Origin of the sequence: Hydrogenophaga taeniospiralis, from assembly GCF_020510445.1 — a bacterium.
Classification (GTDB): Bacteria; Pseudomonadota; Gammaproteobacteria; order Burkholderiales; family Burkholderiaceae_C; genus Hydrogenophaga.
The window spans coordinates 949,423-966,756 of the sequence record NZ_JAHBAG010000001.1; the positions used below are offsets into that span (position 1 = coordinate 949,423).

General features: G+C 69.8%; 16 protein-coding genes. 6 read left to right on the forward strand and 10 right to left on the reverse strand.

All coding sequences use genetic code 11. The annotated features are described in order from the left end of the window. Positions 1–7 precede the first annotated feature (7 nt). From KIH07_RS04630 to KIH07_RS04670, 9 genes are all read right to left on the reverse strand, one after another. Positions 8–364, reverse strand: a complete 357-nt coding sequence (locus tag KIH07_RS04630; protein WP_226490853.1) for a roadblock/LC7 domain-containing protein — start codon at positions 362–364, stop codon at positions 8–10. Between the two features lies 1 nt (position 365). Then, a complete protein-coding gene (locus tag KIH07_RS04635; protein ID WP_226490854.1) occupies positions 366–923 on the reverse strand; it encodes a hypothetical protein in 558 nt (185 codons plus the stop codon). 39 nt (positions 924–962) lie between these two features. Next, positions 963–2,072, reverse strand: coding sequence for a 2Fe-2S iron-sulfur cluster-binding protein (locus tag KIH07_RS04640; protein ID WP_226490855.1), 1,110 nt, complete (start codon positions 2,070–2,072; stop codon positions 963–965). 7 nt (positions 2,073–2,079) lie between these two features. Beyond that, a complete protein-coding gene (locus KIH07_RS04645) occupies positions 2,080–2,475 on the reverse strand; it encodes a roadblock/LC7 domain-containing protein (RefSeq protein WP_226490856.1) in 396 nt (131 codons plus the stop codon). A 17-nt stretch (positions 2,476–2,492) separates the two neighbouring features. After that, on the reverse strand, positions 2,493–2,900 hold the full coding sequence (locus tag KIH07_RS04650) for a hypothetical protein (protein ID WP_226490857.1): 408 nt from the start codon (positions 2,898–2,900) through the stop codon (positions 2,493–2,495). Further along, positions 2,887–4,287: an ATP-binding cassette domain-containing protein gene (locus KIH07_RS04655; protein ID WP_226490858.1), complete on the reverse strand. Its 1,401-nt coding sequence runs from the start codon at positions 4,285–4,287 to the stop codon at positions 2,887–2,889. The genes KIH07_RS04650 and KIH07_RS04655 overlap by 14 nt, the downstream gene beginning before the upstream one ends. Further along, entirely contained in the window at positions 4,280–4,837 is a 558-nt protein-coding gene (locus tag KIH07_RS04660; RefSeq protein WP_226490859.1) for a GTP-binding protein, read from the reverse strand. The genes KIH07_RS04655 and KIH07_RS04660 overlap by 8 nt, the downstream gene beginning before the upstream one ends. A gap of 2 nt (positions 4,838–4,839) precedes the next feature. Continuing rightward, positions 4,840–5,133 carry a hypothetical protein gene (locus KIH07_RS04665; RefSeq protein ID WP_226490860.1) on the reverse strand — a complete coding sequence of 98 codons (294 nt, stop codon included), beginning with the start codon at positions 5,131–5,133 and terminating at the stop codon, positions 4,840–4,842. Between the two features lie 592 nt (positions 5,134–5,725). Further along, the gene (locus tag KIH07_RS04670; protein ID WP_226490861.1) at positions 5,726–6,208 is read right to left on the reverse strand and encodes a glutathione peroxidase; all 483 of its coding nucleotides are present in this window, start codon (positions 6,206–6,208) and stop codon (positions 5,726–5,728) included. A 174-nt stretch (positions 6,209–6,382) separates the two neighbouring features. On the opposite strand from KIH07_RS04670, the gene KIH07_RS04675 reads away from it, so the two are divergent. After that, positions 6,383–7,384, forward strand: a complete 1,002-nt coding sequence (locus KIH07_RS04675) for a hypothetical protein (protein ID WP_226490862.1) — start codon at positions 6,383–6,385, stop codon at positions 7,382–7,384. 28 nt (positions 7,385–7,412) lie between these two features. Here KIH07_RS04675 and lplT read toward each other — a convergent pair whose 3' ends face one another. Beyond that, positions 7,413–8,696, reverse strand: a complete 1,284-nt coding sequence (lplT, locus tag KIH07_RS04680; protein WP_226490863.1) for a lysophospholipid transporter LplT — start codon at positions 8,694–8,696, stop codon at positions 7,413–7,415. Between the two features lie 484 nt (positions 8,697–9,180). On the opposite strand from lplT, the gene KIH07_RS04685 reads away from it, so the two are divergent. The 5 genes from KIH07_RS04685 (at position 9,181) to KIH07_RS04705 (ending at position 17,258) form a co-directional block, all read left to right on the forward strand. Beyond that, entirely contained in the window at positions 9,181–9,909 is a 729-nt protein-coding gene (locus tag KIH07_RS04685; RefSeq protein WP_226490864.1) for a hypothetical protein, read from the forward strand. An 8-nt stretch (positions 9,910–9,917) separates the two neighbouring features. Next, the gene (locus KIH07_RS04690; RefSeq protein WP_226490865.1) at positions 9,918–10,940 is read left to right on the forward strand and encodes a DUF6976 family protein; all 1,023 of its coding nucleotides are present in this window, start codon (positions 9,918–9,920) and stop codon (positions 10,938–10,940) included. A 239-nt stretch (positions 10,941–11,179) separates the two neighbouring features. Further along, the gene (alr, locus tag KIH07_RS04695; RefSeq protein ID WP_226490866.1) at positions 11,180–12,307 is read left to right on the forward strand and encodes an alanine racemase; all 1,128 of its coding nucleotides are present in this window, start codon (positions 11,180–11,182) and stop codon (positions 12,305–12,307) included. A gap of 370 nt (positions 12,308–12,677) precedes the next feature. Beyond that, entirely contained in the window at positions 12,678–13,871 is a 1,194-nt protein-coding gene (locus KIH07_RS04700) for an efflux RND transporter periplasmic adaptor subunit (RefSeq protein ID WP_226490867.1), read from the forward strand. A 123-nt stretch (positions 13,872–13,994) separates the two neighbouring features. Next, on the forward strand, positions 13,995–17,258 hold the full coding sequence (locus KIH07_RS04705) for an efflux RND transporter permease subunit (protein ID WP_226490868.1): 3,264 nt from the start codon (positions 13,995–13,997) through the stop codon (positions 17,256–17,258). The last annotated feature ends 76 nt before the right edge of the window (positions 17,259–17,334 follow it).

A 17,334-nucleotide genomic window follows, 5' to 3' on the forward strand; every position in this document is an offset into this window, starting at 1 on the left:
AGCGGCTTCACAGCTGAAGCAGGCTGGGTTCGAGCTGCTGCACCATGCGGCGCGCGGTCCAGCGCAGCGCACCCGCGTGGCCGTGGTCGTCGCACACCAGCAGCAGCACGTGGGTGCCGTGCAGCTGGGTCTGGTACCAGACCTGGGTGTCGGACCAGATCAGCTGCTCGGCCCAGGGGCGCTTGCCCAGCACCGACAAGGCTTCTTTCCCCGCCAGCACCAGGCTGGCGGCGGTGGCCGCGGCCACGTCGCCGTGCAGCGCGCCCGACGACGCCATGAGCAGGCCGTCGGCGGTGGCCAGCACCGCGCCGGCGTTGCCGGGGCACTCGGTGATCTGGTCGAGGATGTCCTGGATATCGGGCATGTCAGTCGGCCAGCAGCGTGTGCAGGCTTCGCACCAGGCCCACGAGGGCCTCGTGGGCGACCAGCGCCGAAGAGGTGATGTGCAACCGGCAGGGCCGGCGTCCGATATAGAGCGGCATGGCCCGGACCATGGCATGCCGAAAGTGCGCAAACCCGGCGGCCAAGCCCTGGGCGTGCTCGCGCGCCACGCCATGGCTCGCCAGGCACAGGCCATCGGGGTCGGCCAGCACGGCCGCGCCGGCTGTGTCGCCGCAGAGCCGTTGCAGCTGCTGGTGGATGTCCGCGGCCGGGTGGCCCGTTGCGTGGGGCACCGCTGGTGCGTCGACGGACACGTGGATGCTGCCGAGCCGATGCAGGCCGAACAACGAGCGCGCCACCTCGCTGCGCGACAGGCCGCTGCTCTGGCTCAGCCGCCCCACGTCCACCACCGTGGTGTCGTGAGACTGCCGCAACAGGGCCCGGAACAGGCGCTGATCCGGCCGCCGCGCATCGGGCGCCAGCGTCATCCACTCGGTGATGCCCTGGGGCCGGACGTGCAGGTGGCGGGCGGGCGGGTTCATCGGTGTCGCCGGGCGCTGAGGGGCACGGGTGAAAGCGGTTCAGCCGCGCTCGCAGCTCGGGCAGCCGACCTGCCCGAGCCGGACGTGGAAACGCACGGTGCTGCCCGCGGCGATCTCGGCGCCGCAGTGGTCGCAGACGGTGCCCTCGTCCAGGGTGACGCTGTCGTAGCGCTCGGTTTCGACGACTTGCCCGCCCATGCGCCGGGGCCAGGGCGCGTGCTTGACGATGTCGGCGCGGAAGTGTTCCTCGTAGCGGGCCCAGCCGGCCATCTGCTCCGGCGTCAGGCCCAGCTCGCGTTGCGCCTGGGCCATCAGGCGCTGGCGGTGCTCGAACAGCGTGTCTGGGATGACCATCCAGTGGTGGGCATTTTTCGGGCGTTCGCCGATGTAGACCTTGTCGCCTGTCATGCACTGCATGAGAAACGCATACTGCTTGCCAATGACCCGCTCCATCGAGACCCGCTCGAAGAAGGGCTGGAGCAGGGGGTCGGCGTAGACCTTCCGGTAGAAGGCCTCCAGCACCCGGCGCACCAGCCGGCCGTGGTCCAGCAGATGCCACAGCGCCAGATCGGGGGCGGGCAGCGGGGCTTCGCCTTCGGGTTCCACCGGGAACGGCCCGCGCAGCTGGAAATCGGCGCCGAACAGCGCGTCGTCGGAAAAAGCGGCCTGCGGCAGCACGTCGTGCGCCACCTCGGCCTGGATCAGGCCTTGCGCATCGTCCCGCCCGCTCAGGCGGACGTGGATTGGTGCCGGGAACGGGCCGTCGAACACCTGGGCCGATTGACCCGCGGTGAAGGCCAGTTCCGTGGCGGTCTCGAACCAGAGGATGGACGAACCGTCCGCCCCATGTTCACGCCGCACCAGCATGCACGGCGTCAGCATGTCCGCGGGCGACTTCGGCGCCAGGCTCAGGGGGCCGGCGGGCTTGCACTGGCAGGCCAGCACATAGCCCGCCGACTGGAGGTGTGGGGGCAGTGAACGGGCGGCCTCGGCCGGCGCCGCCCCGTCCACCACCTTGACCAGGCAGCGGCGGCAGACGCCGCTCTTGCACGAGAAGTCGATCGCGACGCCGGTGCGCACGAACGCGTCCAGCAGGCTCTCGTTGTCGCGGCAGCGAAGAGGCTGCCCCTGGTACTGGATCGGGTGCATGGCGGGCTCAGGTCTGCGTCCAGAGGGAGGCCAGATCGGTCGCCACCCGGCGCGTCTCCAGAATCAGGCGCCCGAGGTTGGCCCGGGGCGTGGCCGCCACGGCCAGCACCGCCGAGTCGCCCCCGTGGGTCAGCAGCAGCGGGCCTTGCTGGCCGTCCAGAATGATCTGGCGCAGATTGCCGCGGTCCACTTCCTTGCTGGCCCGGGCCGCCAGCGCCAGCAGCGACGCGCACATGGCGCCGAAGCGGTCCGGGTCGGTGCCCGTGGACAGCAACGAGGCGACGGTGAAGCCGTCGCGGGTCACCACCGCCGAAGCCTCCACCTCGGCGAGGTTCGTGTGGAGACCGCGCAGGACGCCCCGGGCCCGACTGGCCAGGATTTCATGGGTCAACGGGGTGTTCATGGGCCGTCCTTACCCGATCACAGAGCGGCTTCGACGGCCGGCATGGCCGAGCGCGCCTTGGTCAGCACCATGCCCAGGTTGGCGCCCTTGCGGCAGACGAAGCAGACCACCTGTTGCTGGCGCTTGCCGCGCAGGAACACGTGGATCAGGTTCTCGCTGTTGACGATGATTTCCTGGAAGTAGTGGTGGTCCACGCTCTCGGGCAGGCCGCGCGACTTCTTGAACACCTTCTCGATGGCCACGACGTTGGGGCCCTGGAAGAGATCGGCCGTGGCCGCGGCGAGCATGTCGAACACCTCGGAGGGGTGGGAGTCCACGGTCTTGATGCTCAGCACCATGCCGGAGGCGAGGTCCACCATACCGGCGGCCAGGCACTCGGGGATGCCGGTCATGGCGCGCTGCAGGGTGTCGTCAAGTTTGTTCATGAGGGAATTTCCTTTCAGGGGAATCGTTTTTGTGGAATCGACCATTGCCCAAGGTCGTGAGGGGGGGATGCGGTGGCCGACCGAGAAAGTCGGCGAAGCCAGACAGGAAGGCCGTCTGCGAGGGGGCCTGGATCATGGTGGCGTCCAGGCGGCGGACGCGGTCGATGCTCTCCAGCGCGGTGCGCTGGCCATTGCCCTGCCACAGCCAGTAGGCGGCCAGCAGGGTGCCTGTGCGGCCCAGGCCTGCCTTGCAGTGCAGGGCCACCACCTCGCCCGCCGCCAGCCAGCGGTCGATGTCGTCGCACAGGGCGGCCGCGCGGGTCAGGGTGGGGGCTTGCATGTCGGGGATGGGCAGGCTGGCGCACTGGATGCCGAAGCGCGTGGCCAGCGCTTCTGGAAACGCCTGTTCGGTCAGGCTCACCAGCCGGGTCACGCCGACATGGCGCAGCGCGTCCAGATCGTCGTCGGTCTCGCGGATCAGGCCCGGCCATGGCGTGCCCGCCAGTTGCCCGGGCAGCAGCCAGGCAAACCCGCGGGGGCCGCTGGCGGCGCTGATCAGTGTGGGAGGGCTGGGGGCCTGGGCCGGCACTGCGGGCTCATCCTGGGGGGCGTCCGAGCCCTGCGCAAGGGGAAATTCCGGGCAGGAGCCGGTGCGGATGAACTGGCGGGTGGCCTCGCTCTGCGGGCTGTCGAAAAAGCGCTCGGTGGGAGCGCTTTCCTGGGTTTCGCCGCTCGCGATGAGCACCACATGCCGGGCCAGTCGGCGGGTCAGCCGCAGGTGGTGCAGCACCAGCAGGATGGCCTGCTGGCGTGCAATGTGTTCGATGAAGGCCGCCAGCCCGTCGGCATCGTCTTCGCTCAGGCCGGTGGTGGGCTCGTCGAGCATCAGCAGGGCCGGCCGGCCCAGGAACTCGCGCAGGATGGCGATCACCCGCTGCTGCACCGGGCTCAGGTCGAGCACCGAGGCGTGCAGGCGGTCCATGACCCAGGCCTGCTGCACCTCCCCGGTGATCTGTCGCAGGCGGTCGAGCTGCTGCGCGCGCGTCAGCCGGGAGCGATCGGGCAGGCCGCTCAGCAGGTTGTCCAGCACGGTGGACACCAACAGCTGGGCCTTTTGAACCACCAGCGCGGGCCGGTGGTCGGGGGTCCGTTCACGGCCCAGGTACAGCGTGGCGCCCCAGACCCGCAGGCTGGGGTTGTGGTCGTTGTAGCCGGCCAGCGTGCGCAGCAGCGACGACTTGCCCGTGCCCGCCGGCCCCAGCAGCACCGTGCAGCCGTGGGCGGGCACGTCCAGGTCGATGCTGCGCAAGACCACGCGGTCGTTGTAGGCCAAGCCGAAGCCGCGAAGACGCAGGCAGGGTGCCGTGGCGGGCACATCCTCAACCATAGCGGTGCACCATCTCCAGCATGGCCGCGACGGTGAGCACCAGCGTCTGAAGGTCCTTTTTCTCGCGCCCATCGACCGGAAGCACCGGCACCACGCAGGCGGGGAAGCGGTCATCGCGCTCGCGCAAGCGCCTGCGGTAGATGTTCAGCGGCGCCTCGGGGTGCAGGTCGACGTGCGTGATGCCCACGGCCAGGGGCAGCTTGCGGCCCTCCAGGCGCTCGCCCAGGCGGTCCATGAAATGGTCGAGATCGTCCAGCCGGCTCGCGCGGCTGTGGTCCAGCAGCAGGATGACGGCCCGGGCCTGTTGCAGCAGGATGTCCCACATGAAGTCGAAGCGGTCCTGGCCAGGGGCCCCGATCAGCCGCACCTTGTCGCCGGACCCCAGCTCCAGCACCCCCGCGTCCATGCAGACGGTGGTGTTCTGCTTGTAGGCGGCGGTCTCGTCGGTGGCACGTTCGTCCGTGCCGAGCACGTCGATGTCCGACAGGGTCTGCACGGCCATGGTCTTGCCGGCGCCCACCGGGCCCATGAACAGAACGGAGCACTCCATGTCTAGTGCGCTCCGGTGGGGATCAGCTTTTTCCGGAAACGGTCCAGAAAACCCGTCACCGAGCTGGGGACCTCCTTGGGCGAGCGGGCCTCGGGCGTCGCCGCGGTGGCCGGGGCCTCTTCCTTCTTTTCCGGGCTGGCAACCGGGGCGCCATCGCCCAGGTTGCCATGGAGGTACAGCATGTCCACGATGTGCTGGGTGCGCTCGCGCGGGATGTCCACCAGGCGGTGGATCAGGGGGGCACCCGTGGGCCGGACCGCCAGCAGGGCGCAGATGCGGATCACGTCAGGGACCATGTGGTCCGAGACATGGCGCAGGTCCGGCCAGGAACGCAGGCGTAACACCGCAAACTGGGGGCCCAGCTGGGAGGTGGCGTTGGTGGATAAAGGGCGGCTGTGTCGCATGGAAAGCGGGCGCGGTTGTGTTGTCGATGGGGTTGCAGCTGAAATCGCGACACGGGTACCCATGGGTACCGGCGGTCTGGTGGGACCCCCTCAATGCCTTTGACCGGCTCCCCCGGGCTCTTCTGGGGGGACGGAACGGCGGTCAAGGAGGGCCCGAGAAAAACCCAGAACAAACGGTTGCGCGGGGGGAAAATATCATGGACATTCGCCGATTTGTAGGGAAATTTAATTATTGGTAATAATTTGTTGTTGTTCCGCCAGCAATCCCCAGTGTTTTAATAAACCTTTCATACATGGAGGGCCCGTGGTGTGCTTGGCGCGCAGGCAGGCGCGCTCCAATGCGGTTCGCGCAAGGGGTTTTGGAGATTGAAAAGGGGGGGCGGTGGCGCGAGCGCACACCCGCACCGGGCGGCCGCCCGGCGGCTTCTTCAGAGACCGGGAGTGGGGGAGCCGCCCGTCTGGCCGCGCGCAGCGCGGCGGGGGGTCAGAGCAGCGCCGCCTCGATGTCCTTGGTCAGCTTCTCTGGCGCGTCCTGCGGCGCGTAGCGCTTGAGCACGCGCCCGTCCTTGCCCACCAGGAACTTGGTGAAGTTCCACTTGATGGCCTTGCTGCCCAGCAGGCCGGGGGCTTCCGCGCTGAGCCACTGGTAGAGCGGATGGGCCTCGGGGCCGTTGACGTCGATTTTGCTCATCATGGGAAAGGTGACGCCGAAATTGCGCTGGCAGAAGGTGGCGATCTCCTCGTCGCTGCCCGGGTCCTGCTGGCCGAACTGGTTGCACGGAAACCCCAGCACCACCAGGCCGCGCGGGCCGTAGGCCTGGTGCAGCTGCTCCAGGCCGCCGAACTGCGGCGTGAAGCCGCAGGCGCTGGCGGTGTTGACGATCAGCATGGGCTGGCCCCTGAACTGTTGCAGCGAGACCGGCTGGCCGTCGATGGAGCGGGCTTCAAAGTCGTAGATGCTGGACATGTCGGCACTCCTGAATGAGAGGGCCTCACTATGGCAGATCGCACAGGCCCGCCGTGCAAAGGGGAAATCGATCACGCTGGCGCCGGATAGTGGTTGCCAGTACCCCAGGGGGTCCGCCAAAACCGGCATACTCCTTGGAAAATCTAATTCATAGGTATGCGTTTTGGGTGTTCTATGGCCAACAGTTACACAGTGGCTCTGGTGGGGTTCACGGACAGCGAGTCCACGACCTTCGATGCGTTTTTCCGGCTCGCGGCGCGGCGACCACCCGAGTACCGGGTGCAGGACGAGGTGGCGGACGCGCAGCTGCTGATCGTCAACGCCGACAACACCCAGGCCCTGCACCTGGTGCGTCAGGCCAAACTGCCGGGCCAGGTGCTGCTGGTGGGGCACAGCGACGGCGGCACCGGCTGGCCGCTGCAGCGCAAGCCGATCAAGCTGGTGTCGGTGCTGGGTCTGCTCGACGCCCTGGTCGGCGTGCGCATGGGCGATGCCGCGGCCCGGGCGCCGGTGGCCGCCCGCCGGTTCGACGCCACCGGGTTCCCTCCGACGCGGCTCATGGTGCGCCGGCCCGTGGCGCCGACCGCCGCGGAGTCGGCGCGTTTTGCCCGGCCCGGCGTGATGGGGCTGAGCGACTTTGGCGGCCTGGAAGAGCTGCCCCAGGCGCCTGCGGCGCCCCGTGTGCCCGGTTCGCGTGCGCCGGGCGCTTCGCGCCCGCCGAAATCCACCCACGGCAAGAGCCCGGCGGCGGCGGTGCCCGAGTTGCCGCGTGGCGACCTGCTGCTGGTGGCCGAGAGCCTGGTCGAGGGCCGCATCCTGCACAAGCGTTTCAAGAAATACGGGCTCACGATCGACTGGTCGCGCGAAGCGCCCCAGGCGCTGGCCATGATGCAGGCCAACGCCTACCGGGCGGTGGTGATCGACCGTCTCAACGGCCAGCCCGACGCCTACCAGATCTGCCGTGGCGCCAAGCAGCGCAAGCTGGCCAATGGGCAGAGCCCGGTGGTGATCATGTTCGCGCCCGCGGCGGGCAGCATGGACCGCATCAAGGCGGGCCTGGCCGGCAGCGACGCCTACCTGCCCCGTTCAGTGAACGAAGTCGAGCTCTACAAGGTGCTGGCCCGGCACCGGCTGGTGAGCCAGGACGACTTCCGGCCGACGAACATCGGGTTCTGAGCCGCTCCGCCCGGCCGGCTGGCGCCGGCTACCCGTGCAGGTCGTCGCGGCGGGCGATTTCCATCAGGCGCTCCAGCTCGTGGGGGTGGTGGCGCAGGTTGTGTTGGTGCCATTTCATGATCACCCACATGAAGCCGGCGACCACCAGGCCGAAGATGGTGATGGCGGCAAAGGCCGAGAGCCCGGCCGCGGTGGAGAAGCTGTAGAGCGCGCCCAGGATCAGGATGCAGGCCTGCTCGTTGAAGTTCTGCACCGCGATCGAGCGGCCCGCGCCCATCAGGTTGTGGCCCCGGTGCTGCAGCAGGGCGTTCATCGGCACCACCAGGAAACCGCCCAGGCCGCCCAGCAGCACCAGGAACGGCGCGGCCACCCAGACGTTGTCGATGAAGTTCATGAGGATCACCAGCGCGCCCATGGTGATGCCCAGTGGCATCACCCGCGTGGCCTGGTCCAGCCGCATGCGCAGCGAGGCCACCACCGCGCCCACGGCCGTGCCCAGCGCCACCACGCCCACCAGGCTGGACGCCTGCGTGGTGCTGTAGCCCAGCGCCGCGCCGGCCCAGGCCAGCACGATGTAGCGCAGGTTGCCCGAGACCCCCCAGAACAGCGTGGTGGTGGACAGCGAGATCTGGCCCAGGTGGTCGCGCCAGAGCCGGCTGTTGCAGCGCCAGAAGTCGGGCAGCAGGGCCAGCGGGTTGCGCGGCATGGCGCGCGGCGTCACGCCGGTCAGCGGAATCCGGGTGTTGAACCAGGCCGCCAGCGCGTAGACCACCATGAGCGCGCCGATGGCCGCCTCCGCCGGGTGGTGGATGCCGGTGTGCAGCATGGGCAGGTCGATCGCGAGCAGGCGCGAGGAAATCCAGGGCGCCACCAGCTGGCCGCCGAGCAGCACGCCCAGGATGATGGAGGCGATGGTCAGGCCCTCGATCCAGCCGTTGGCCTTGACCAGCTGCGACGGCGGCAGCAGCTCGGTGAGGATGCCGTACTTCGCCGGGGAATAGCCGGCGGCCCCCAGGCCCACCAGGGTGTAGGCCAGCAGTGGGTGCACACCCACCAGCATCAGCAGGCAGCCCACCACCTTGATGGCGTTGCTGATGAACATGACCTGGCCCTTGGGCCGCGCGTCGGCGAAGGCCCCCACGAACGGGGCCAGCACCACATAAAACAGCGCGAACAGCGGCACCAGCGCCGCGCTCTGCCACTCGGGTGCGTGCCGGTTGCGCAGCAGTTCGATGGCGGCCACGAACAGCGCGTTGTCAGCCAGAGAGCTGAAGAACTGCGCCGTCATGATGGTGTAGAAGCCGCGCTTCATGGATTTTTGGGGTCTTGTGCGGCGTGACGGCCCAGGCTGGGCGCCGTGGTGGTGGGTGAGCGAGCGACCTCTGGTCTCCAACGAGGCTTTGGTTATAGCACGCCAAATGTGACAGCTTGTAATACCAAGTGCGTACTGCGAAAGGCTGTGCGGGGCCTTGTTTGGGCCCCGCGGTGTACCCGCCGCGGCGCTCGGCGTGTGTCAGTTTGGCGCAGCTGTCCCCCTGCCAACGGGGGGCGGGCCCGACGCCCGGCGCCTGCTCCGGCCTGCCCCGGGCCCGGGCCGACCCGGTGGCGCCTGCGCTTTGTGGGGTGGGCGTGAACAGCGTCACGGTGGGGCGCCGTTTCTGGCCGTTCCGGGCCGTTTCCATCTGCCGTGGCGGCCTGCGGGCCGGCGTGGAACGGCAATTGCGATCCCGGCCCGTCCGGGGTGCTTGTGTCACACCCGGATGCCACCCACTCAAACAACCGAGGAGACAAACACCATGATCAGTATCGACAAGGCGCTGCTGCGGCAACTGCTGTTGATCGAGCGCCCCTGGGAGGTCCGCGAATACCGGTTCGATCCGCGCAAGCGGCGCTGCGACGTCTGGGTGGCGCCGGAGGTGGAGCGCGGCTGGTTCGGGCGCGAGCGCAAGCCGGCGGTGCCCACCCAGACCTGTTCCTGGCGCCACCTGTCCATCGGCCCGATCCAGTGCCATCTGCACGTCGCGCTGCCCCCGGGCCAGGACCAGCCCGGCCTGGACTGGACCGGCGAGCCCGGCATGCCCTTCACGCGGGGGCTGTCGCAGCGTGTGTTCGCCATGTTCAACCAGGGCGTGTCGCTGCAGTCGGTGTGCACACTGATGGACCTGAACCTGCAGGACGTCTGGCGCTACCGCTACGCCCTCGACAGCGGCAAGCCCAGCGGGGCGGTGCCAGCGCCGGTGGCCGCGCCGGCGGCGGCGGTGCCCCGCGCGCCCTGGGTCGACGAGCCCGGCCACCCGAACGTGCCCGACCTGACCGATCCGGTCTGGCTGCGCCTGCTCAACGCCGACCTGGGCCTGGACATCAGGGTGCTCAGCCTCAAGCTCATGCTCACCCGCGTGCGCTCCCAGCTCGAACTCATCAACGACGACGAAGTCCGCCTGCTCAAGCTGCGCGAACTGCACCGCTACTTCGTGAAGAACGAACGCGTGCTCACCCACGAACTCGCGCAACTGCGCCAAGGCTGAGGACCCCCATGACGATCCCCCCATCTTCCAGCGCCGTGCCGGTCGGCAGCGGCATCCTGATGAACCTGGAGCAGGCCACACAGGCGATCCGCAGCGGCGCTTTCCTGTGCCTGGCCGCCGACGAGGCCCTGCTGCGCCAGCTGCCGCGCGGCAACTGGATCGCCGGCAGCATTCCCTACTTCATGGGGCAGGACGGCGGCGAAACCACGCGCGAGAAGCTGTTCGTGAGCGAACTGCCCGCGCTGGACGCCACGCCCACGCTGCGCTGGTACGGCGAACACAATCTGGAGCGCGTCGCGCTGGAGGCGCCCGCGCACGGCCTGAGCGTGTTGATCGTTCCGGCGTTCTCCGGCGTGCATTCGCTGTACGCGCGCCAGGCGCCGAGCTACGAAGACATGTACCTCAAGCCCCTGGTGGGCTGGATCGCCGGTGTCCACCTCGACGACCTGGGCCGCACCGCGCCCGTGGTGGGCAATGGCCAGACGCTGGAGTTTCGCAGCGACCAGGCCCTGGCCCTGCACCTGCCGCTGCCCGAGAACGTGTACCCGCGCATCGACATCGTCAACCTGTTCCAGCCCGGGTCGGGCGACACGATCCGATTCCCCTCCACCGGCTTTTCGGCCCGCGAGGCCTACGTCAACGGTCAGCTGCGCGACTTTGCCCAGTACCTGGGCGAGCGCGCCGTCGACACCCGCCTGCCCCTGGTGGCCGACTACTCGGGCGCCCTGGTCAACGTGTCCTTCAAGGGCGTGGACGCGGCCCACGGGCAGGTGGACTTCTACGCGCCGGTGTTCGACGACGTGGAGTACCGGCTGGCCCAGCCCGTGCCCGACGCCGCCCGGGCCTTCGGCCAGGGTCTGCCGGCCGACGCGCGCGCCGCCGGCTGGAGCTGCAATTGCATCCTCAACTACCTGCACGCGAACCTGCAAGGGCAGCGCACCGGCCCGCTCACCGGGCCCATGACCTTCGGCGAGATCGCCTACCAGCTGCTCAACCAGACCCTGGTGTACGTGAGCCTGGAGGCGGTGTAAGGCTCCCCCCTGCGCCGCTGCGCGGCTTCCCCCCCGGGGGGACCCCACCCTTGGCCCGGCGGAGCCGGATCCTCGGTGTGTGCTGGACAAGGCACGCGCTTCGGACGCTGTTCTGCTGTGATGACCTGGGTGGGGTGTTTGTAGTAGCTGCGCTGCAGGCGCATGAATCGCGGTGCGGGTCGCTGGCGGGCGGGCCGGTTTGTGCGACAGTCGTCGCTGTCCTCATTTGTTCTCCCGCCATGCCCCGCCCCATCCTCGCCACCGTCCACCCCGAGGCCCTGCGCCACAACCTGAACCAGGCCCGCGAGCGCGCGCCCGACGCCCGCGTCTGGGCGGTGGTCAAGGCCAACGCCTACGGCCACGGCATCGAGCGCGTGTTCGAGGCCCTGCGCAGCGCCGACGGCTTTGCCCTGCTGGACCTGGCCGAGGCCGAGCGCCTGCGCGCGCTGGACTGGCGCGGCCCCATCCTGCTGCTCGAAGGCGTGTTCGAACCGCGCGACCTGGAGCTGTGCTCGCGCCTGCATCTGTGGCACGCGGTGCATTGCAACGAGCAGATCGACTGGCTGGCGGCGCACAAGACCCAGGTGCCGCACCGCGTCTTCCTCAAGCTCAACAGCGGCATGAACCGCCTGGGCTTCGCGCCCGGCGCCTTCCGCGCCGCCTGGGCCCGGCTCAACGCGCTGCCCCAGGTGGAAGAAATCTCGCTCATGACCCACTTCAGCGACGCCGACGGACCGCGCGGCATCGCCCACCAGGTGGCTGCGTTCGAGGCCGCTACCGCCGACCTGCCGGGTGAACGCACGCTGTGCAACAGCGCGGCGATCCTGCGCCACGCCCGCTCGCCCCTGCGTGGCGACGGCGCGACCACGCTCGCGGCCGACTGGGTGCGCGAAGGCATCGCGCTCTACGGCGGCGCGCCCGACCACCCCGAGCACACCGCGGCCGGCTGGAACCTGCAGCCGACCATGACCCTGTCCAGCCGGATCATCGGCACGCAGCAGCTGCAGCCGGGCGACACCGTGGGCTACGGCTCGGCCTTCGCCGTCGAAGCCCCCATGCGGGTGGGCGTGGTGGCCTGCGGCTACGCCGACGGCTACCCGCGCCACGCGCCCACCGGAACGCCGGTGCTGGTGGCGGGCGTGCGCACCCGGGTGCTGGGCCGCGTCAGCATGGACATGATCGCGGTCGACCTGTCACCGCTGGACGCGGCCGGCGTGCCCTGCGGGATCGGGGCCGAGGTGGTGCTGTGGGGCGTCTCGGCGACGGGCGCGGCGCTGCCGGTGGACGAGGTGGCCGCCGCCGCCGGCACGATCTCGTACGAGCTGCTGTGCGCCGTGGCGGCCCGGGTGCCTTTTGCACTGGTGTAAATAGACCCCCCGCAGCGCTTCGCGCTACCCCCCCAAGGGGGCGGCACTGGCCGTCCGGCAAAGCCGGCCCGGCGGTGCCCTGGGCTGGATCGCTTCATGCGTTGCGGGCCGCGCTCCGGTGCGGTGGACCCGCTGAAGGGCCCTGAAGTGATGCAGGGCCGCGCGCCTCCTCCTTCTTTTTCTTCTGAACCGCGTGTCTTCACCCCCTCTCCCCCTAGGAGAGGCTGGGGTGAGGGCGGACGCCTGCCAAAACCCAGAACCAGAAATAGCAACGCGAAACAGCGGCGCGGGGCGTACCCTGGTTCACATGGCCATCTGCTTGTACCCCTAGGGGTATATATGTATACTACGGACCGTATAGGAGAAAACCATGCCCGCCCGTTCCCCCCGCTCCCTGTTTCAGCCTCTCAACGCCACCGCGCCGGCACCGGCGCGCGGCTGGCCTGCGCCGCGCCGCGCCGTCTGGGGCGCGCTCTCGCTCGCCCTGGTCGCGGGCGCTGCCCTGCTGGGCGCGGCGGGTGTGCGTGCGGCGGGCGAGGCTGCGGCGCCCGCCGGCCCGCAGGTGCCGGTCATGGCGGTGGGCGCCCAGGCGGTGGGAGCGGGCTTTCTGATCGACGGCAACCTGCAGGCGGTGCGCCAGAGCGTGCTCTCGGCCCAGGCGTCGGGCCGCATCGCCACGTTGTCGGTGAAAGCCGGCGACCCGGTGAAGGCCGGCCAGGTGCTGGCCGTGATCGACGACCGCGCCACCCAGGCCGGCGTGGCCCAGGCCCAGGCGGGCTTCGCCCAGGCCGATGCGAACCTGGCCAACGCCAAGGCGGCCTACGAGCGCTCGCGCGATCTGCGCGCCCAGGGCTTTTTGGCCCAGGCCGCGCTGGACACGGCGCAGGCCCAGTACCGGGCCGCCCAGGCCGGCGCCGCCGCCGCCCGCGCCGGCCAGACCCAGGCCAGCGTGGCCCAGGGCTTCACGCGCCTGACCGCGCCGTACGACGGCTGGGTGTTGCAGACACACGCCGAGGCCGGTGCGCTGGCGCTGCCCGGCACCCCGGTGCTCACGGTCTACGCGCCGCAGCCGATCCGCGCCGTGGTGCACGTGCCCGCCTCGCAGCAGGCGCTGGCGCTGCAGGCACAGCGCATCGAGGTGCAATTGCCCGGTACCGGGCAGTGGGTGCTGCCCGCCGCCAAGACCAGCCTGCCGGCGGCCGACCCGGTGTCGCAGACCGTGGAATGGCGGCTTGACCTGAGCACGGCCGACGGCGCCAACCAGGTGCCCGGCCGCCAGGTGCGGGTGCGTTTCGTGGGCGGCCAGGGCCAGCCCGGCGACCAGCGCCTGCTGGTGCCCGAGTCGGCGCTGCTGCGCCGCGGCGAACTCACCGGTGTGTACGTGGTGGCCACCCGGGGCGAAGGCCAGCCGGCCGGTTTTGCGCTGCGCGCGGTGCGCACGGGGGCTTCGCACGGCGAGGCCGGTGTCGAGGTCCTGGCGGGCTTGAAATCCGGCGACCGCGTGGCGCTCGACCCGGTGCGCGCCGGTCTGTCGGGCGCACAGCCCGCCGCGAGGCCGGAATGACCCCCCTGCGCCGCTTCGCGTCTTCCCCCCTGAAGGGGGGACCACGCCAGCGCCCCGGCGAAGCCGGTTGCGCGGCGCGTGCCGGATGGCGCACGGGCCATCGTTGCGTTCTGGACCTTTGACATGAACTCCTCTCAAGAACTCTCTGTTGTCGAGAAGCTCGGCTTCTCCGGCTCCGTGGCGCGGGCCTTCCAGGCCAACGCCATCACGCCGCTGCTGGCGCTGGTCGCGCTGCTGTTGGGCCTGTTCGCCGTGCTGGTCACGCCGCGCGAGGAAGAGCCGCAGATCAACGTGACCATGGCCAACGTGATCATCCCCTTCCCCGGCGCATCGAGTGCCGACGTGGAGAAGATGGTCGCCGCGCCGGCCGAACACGTGCTCTCGCAGATCCAGGGCATCGAACACAGCTATTCGGTGGCGCGCCCAGGCGTGGCGGTGCTGACGGTGCAGTTCCAGGTCGGCGTGCCGCGCACCGAGGCGCTGGTGCGCCTGTACGACGTGCTCAACGCCAACCAGGACTGGCTGCCCCAGGGCCTGGGCGTGCTCAGCCCCATCGTCAAGCCCAAGGGCATCGACGACGTGCCGGTGCTCGCGGCCACGCTGTGGACGAAAGACGCACAGAGCGCGATGGACCTGGAGCGGGTGGCGCACGCGGTGGAAACCGAGCTCAAGCGCGTGCCGGGCACGCGCGAGGTGGTCACCATCGGCGGCCCCGGCCGTGCGGTGCACGTGTGGCTGGAGCCGGCCCGGCTGCGCGAGCGCGGCGTGAGCGTGCAGGCGCTGCAGGGCGCGATCGCCTCGGCCAATCAGGCCATGCCCTCGGGTTCGGTGGTCAACCCCAGCCCCGCCGCGGGCGAGCCCGGCATGCTGTCGGTGGAGACCGGCGAGTTCCTGCAGAACGCCCAGGACGTGGGTGACATCGTGGTCGGCGTGAACAACGGGCGACCCATCTATCTGCGCGAAGTGGCGCGGGTGGAAGCCGGCGCGCAGCTGCCGCAGCGCTACGTGTGGTTCACGCCCGGCGCCGCCGACGCGGCCCACGCCGGCCAACAAGGCCAGAACCACCCGGCCGTGACCATCACCGTGACCAAGAAGCCCGGCGAGAACGCGGTTGACGTGGCCGCCGGCGTGCGCGAGCGGCTGGACAACCTGAAAAACACGGTGATCCCGGACGAGGTGGAAGTCGCCATCACGCGCGACTACGGCGAAACCGCCGCGGCCAAGGCCAACAAGCTGATCCAGAAGCTCATCTTCGCCACCGGCAGCGTGATCGTCCTGGTGGGGCTGGCGCTGGGCCGGCGCGAGGCCATCATCGTCGGCGCGGCGGTGATCCTCACGCTCACCGCCACGCTGTTCGCCAGCTGGGCCTGGGGCTTCACGCTCAACCGCGTCTCGCTGTTCGCGCTCATCTTCTCCATCGGCATCCTGGTGGACGACGCCATCGTGGTGGTGGAAAACATCCACCGCCACCGCATGCTCACGCCGCACGATCCGCTCACGGTGATCATCCCGCGCGCGGTCGACGAAGTGGGCGGCCCCACCATCCTCGCCACCTTCACCGTCATCGCGGCGTTGCTGCCCATGGCCTTCGTGACCGGTCTGATGGGCCCGTACATGAGCCCGATCCCGATCAACGCGAGCATGGGCATGGCGATCTCGCTGGCCATCGCCTTCACCGTCACGCCCTGGCTCGCACTCAAATTGACCAAGACCGGTGAAGGCCACGCCGCCCACGGCCCCGGCAAGATCACGCGCACGCTGCAAAGCACTTTCACGCGCATCCTCACGCCGCTGCTGCAGAGTGCCAAGAAGCGCTGGCTGCTGGCCGCCGGCATCGCCGGGGCGCTGCTGCTCTCGGTGAGCCTGGCGCTGGTGCCCAGCTCCTTCGTGGGCGTGGTGCTCAAGATGCTGCCCTTCGACAACAAGAGCGAGTACCAGGTGGTGGTGGACATGCCCGCCGGCACGCCGCTCGAAGGCACCACCGCCGCGCTGCAGGACATGACGGCCTACCTCACCGCCCAGCCCGAGGTGGCCAATGTGCAGGGCTACGCCGGCACCGCCAGCCCCATCACCTTCAACGGTCTGGTGCGCCAGTACTACCTGCGCGCCGAAGCCGAAGGCGGCGACCTGCAGGTGAACCTGATCGACGCGCACGCCCGCAGCGAACAGAGCCACGCCATCGCGCAGCGCCACCGCCCCGCGCTGGAGCAGATCGCGGCCACCCACGGCGCGCGCGTGAAGGTGGTGGAAGTGCCGCCCGGCCCGCCGGTGATGTCGCCCATCGTCGCCGAGGTCTATGGCCCCGACCAGGCGGGCCGCGCCGAACTCGCGCAGCGCGTGGCCCAGGCCTACCAGGCCACGCCCGACATCGTCGGCGTGGACACCTCGCTCAAGGAACACGCGCCGCGCGCCTTCCTGCGCATCCAGCGCCAGCGCGCCGAGTCGCTGGGCATTCCGGTGCAGGTGATCGCGCAGACCGTGTACGCCGCGCTCTCGGGCTCGGACGCGGCCTACCTGCACGACGGCCACGCCAAGTTCGCGGTGCCGGTGCGGCTGCAGTTGCCGCTGGACCAGCAGGTCGGCCTCGATGCGTTGCTGGCCTTGCCCCTGAAGGCGGCCAACGGCGCCATGGTGCCGCTCTCCGAGCTGGTGACGGTGGAGCGCGGCGTGATCGACCAGCCGCGCTACACCAAAGACATGCTGCCCGTGACCTATGTGTTCGGCGACATGGCGGGCTCGCTGGACTCGCCGCTCTACGGTCTGTTCGGCATCCGCTCGTCCATGGACAAAGCCGCGCTGCCCAACACCGGCGAACTGGGCGAGTACTGGATCAGCCAGCCCCAGGACCCGTACCGCCAGTACGCGGTGAAGTGGGACGGCGAGTGGCAGATCACCTTCGAGACCTTCCGCGACATGGGCGCGGCCTACGGCGTCGGCCTGATCCTGATCTACCTGCTGGTGGTGGCGCAGTTCAAGAGCTACCTCACGCCGCTGATCATCATGGCGCCGATCCCGCTGACCATCATCGGCGTCATGCCGGGCCACGCCCTGCTGAACGCGCAGTACACGGCGACCAGCATGATCGGCATGATCGCGCTGGCCGGCATCATCGTGCGCAACTCCATCCTGCTGGTGGACTTCATCGAGCTGGAAACGAAGCGCGGCGTGCCCTTTGCCGAAGCCGTGGTGCAGTCCGCCGCGGTGCGCGCCCAGCCGATCGCGCTGACCGGCCTGGCCGCCATGATGGGCGCCTTCTTCATCCTCGACGACCCGATCTTCAACGGCCTGGCCGTGTCGCTGATCTTCGGTATCGCGGTGTCCACGCTGCTCACGCTGGTGGTGATCCCGGTGTTGTATTACGCGGTGTACCGCCGGAGGTTCGGATGACCCCCCTGCGCCGCTTCGCGTCTTCCCCCGGAGGGGACGCACCTTGTGGCCCGGCAAAGCCGGTTCCACGGGTGCC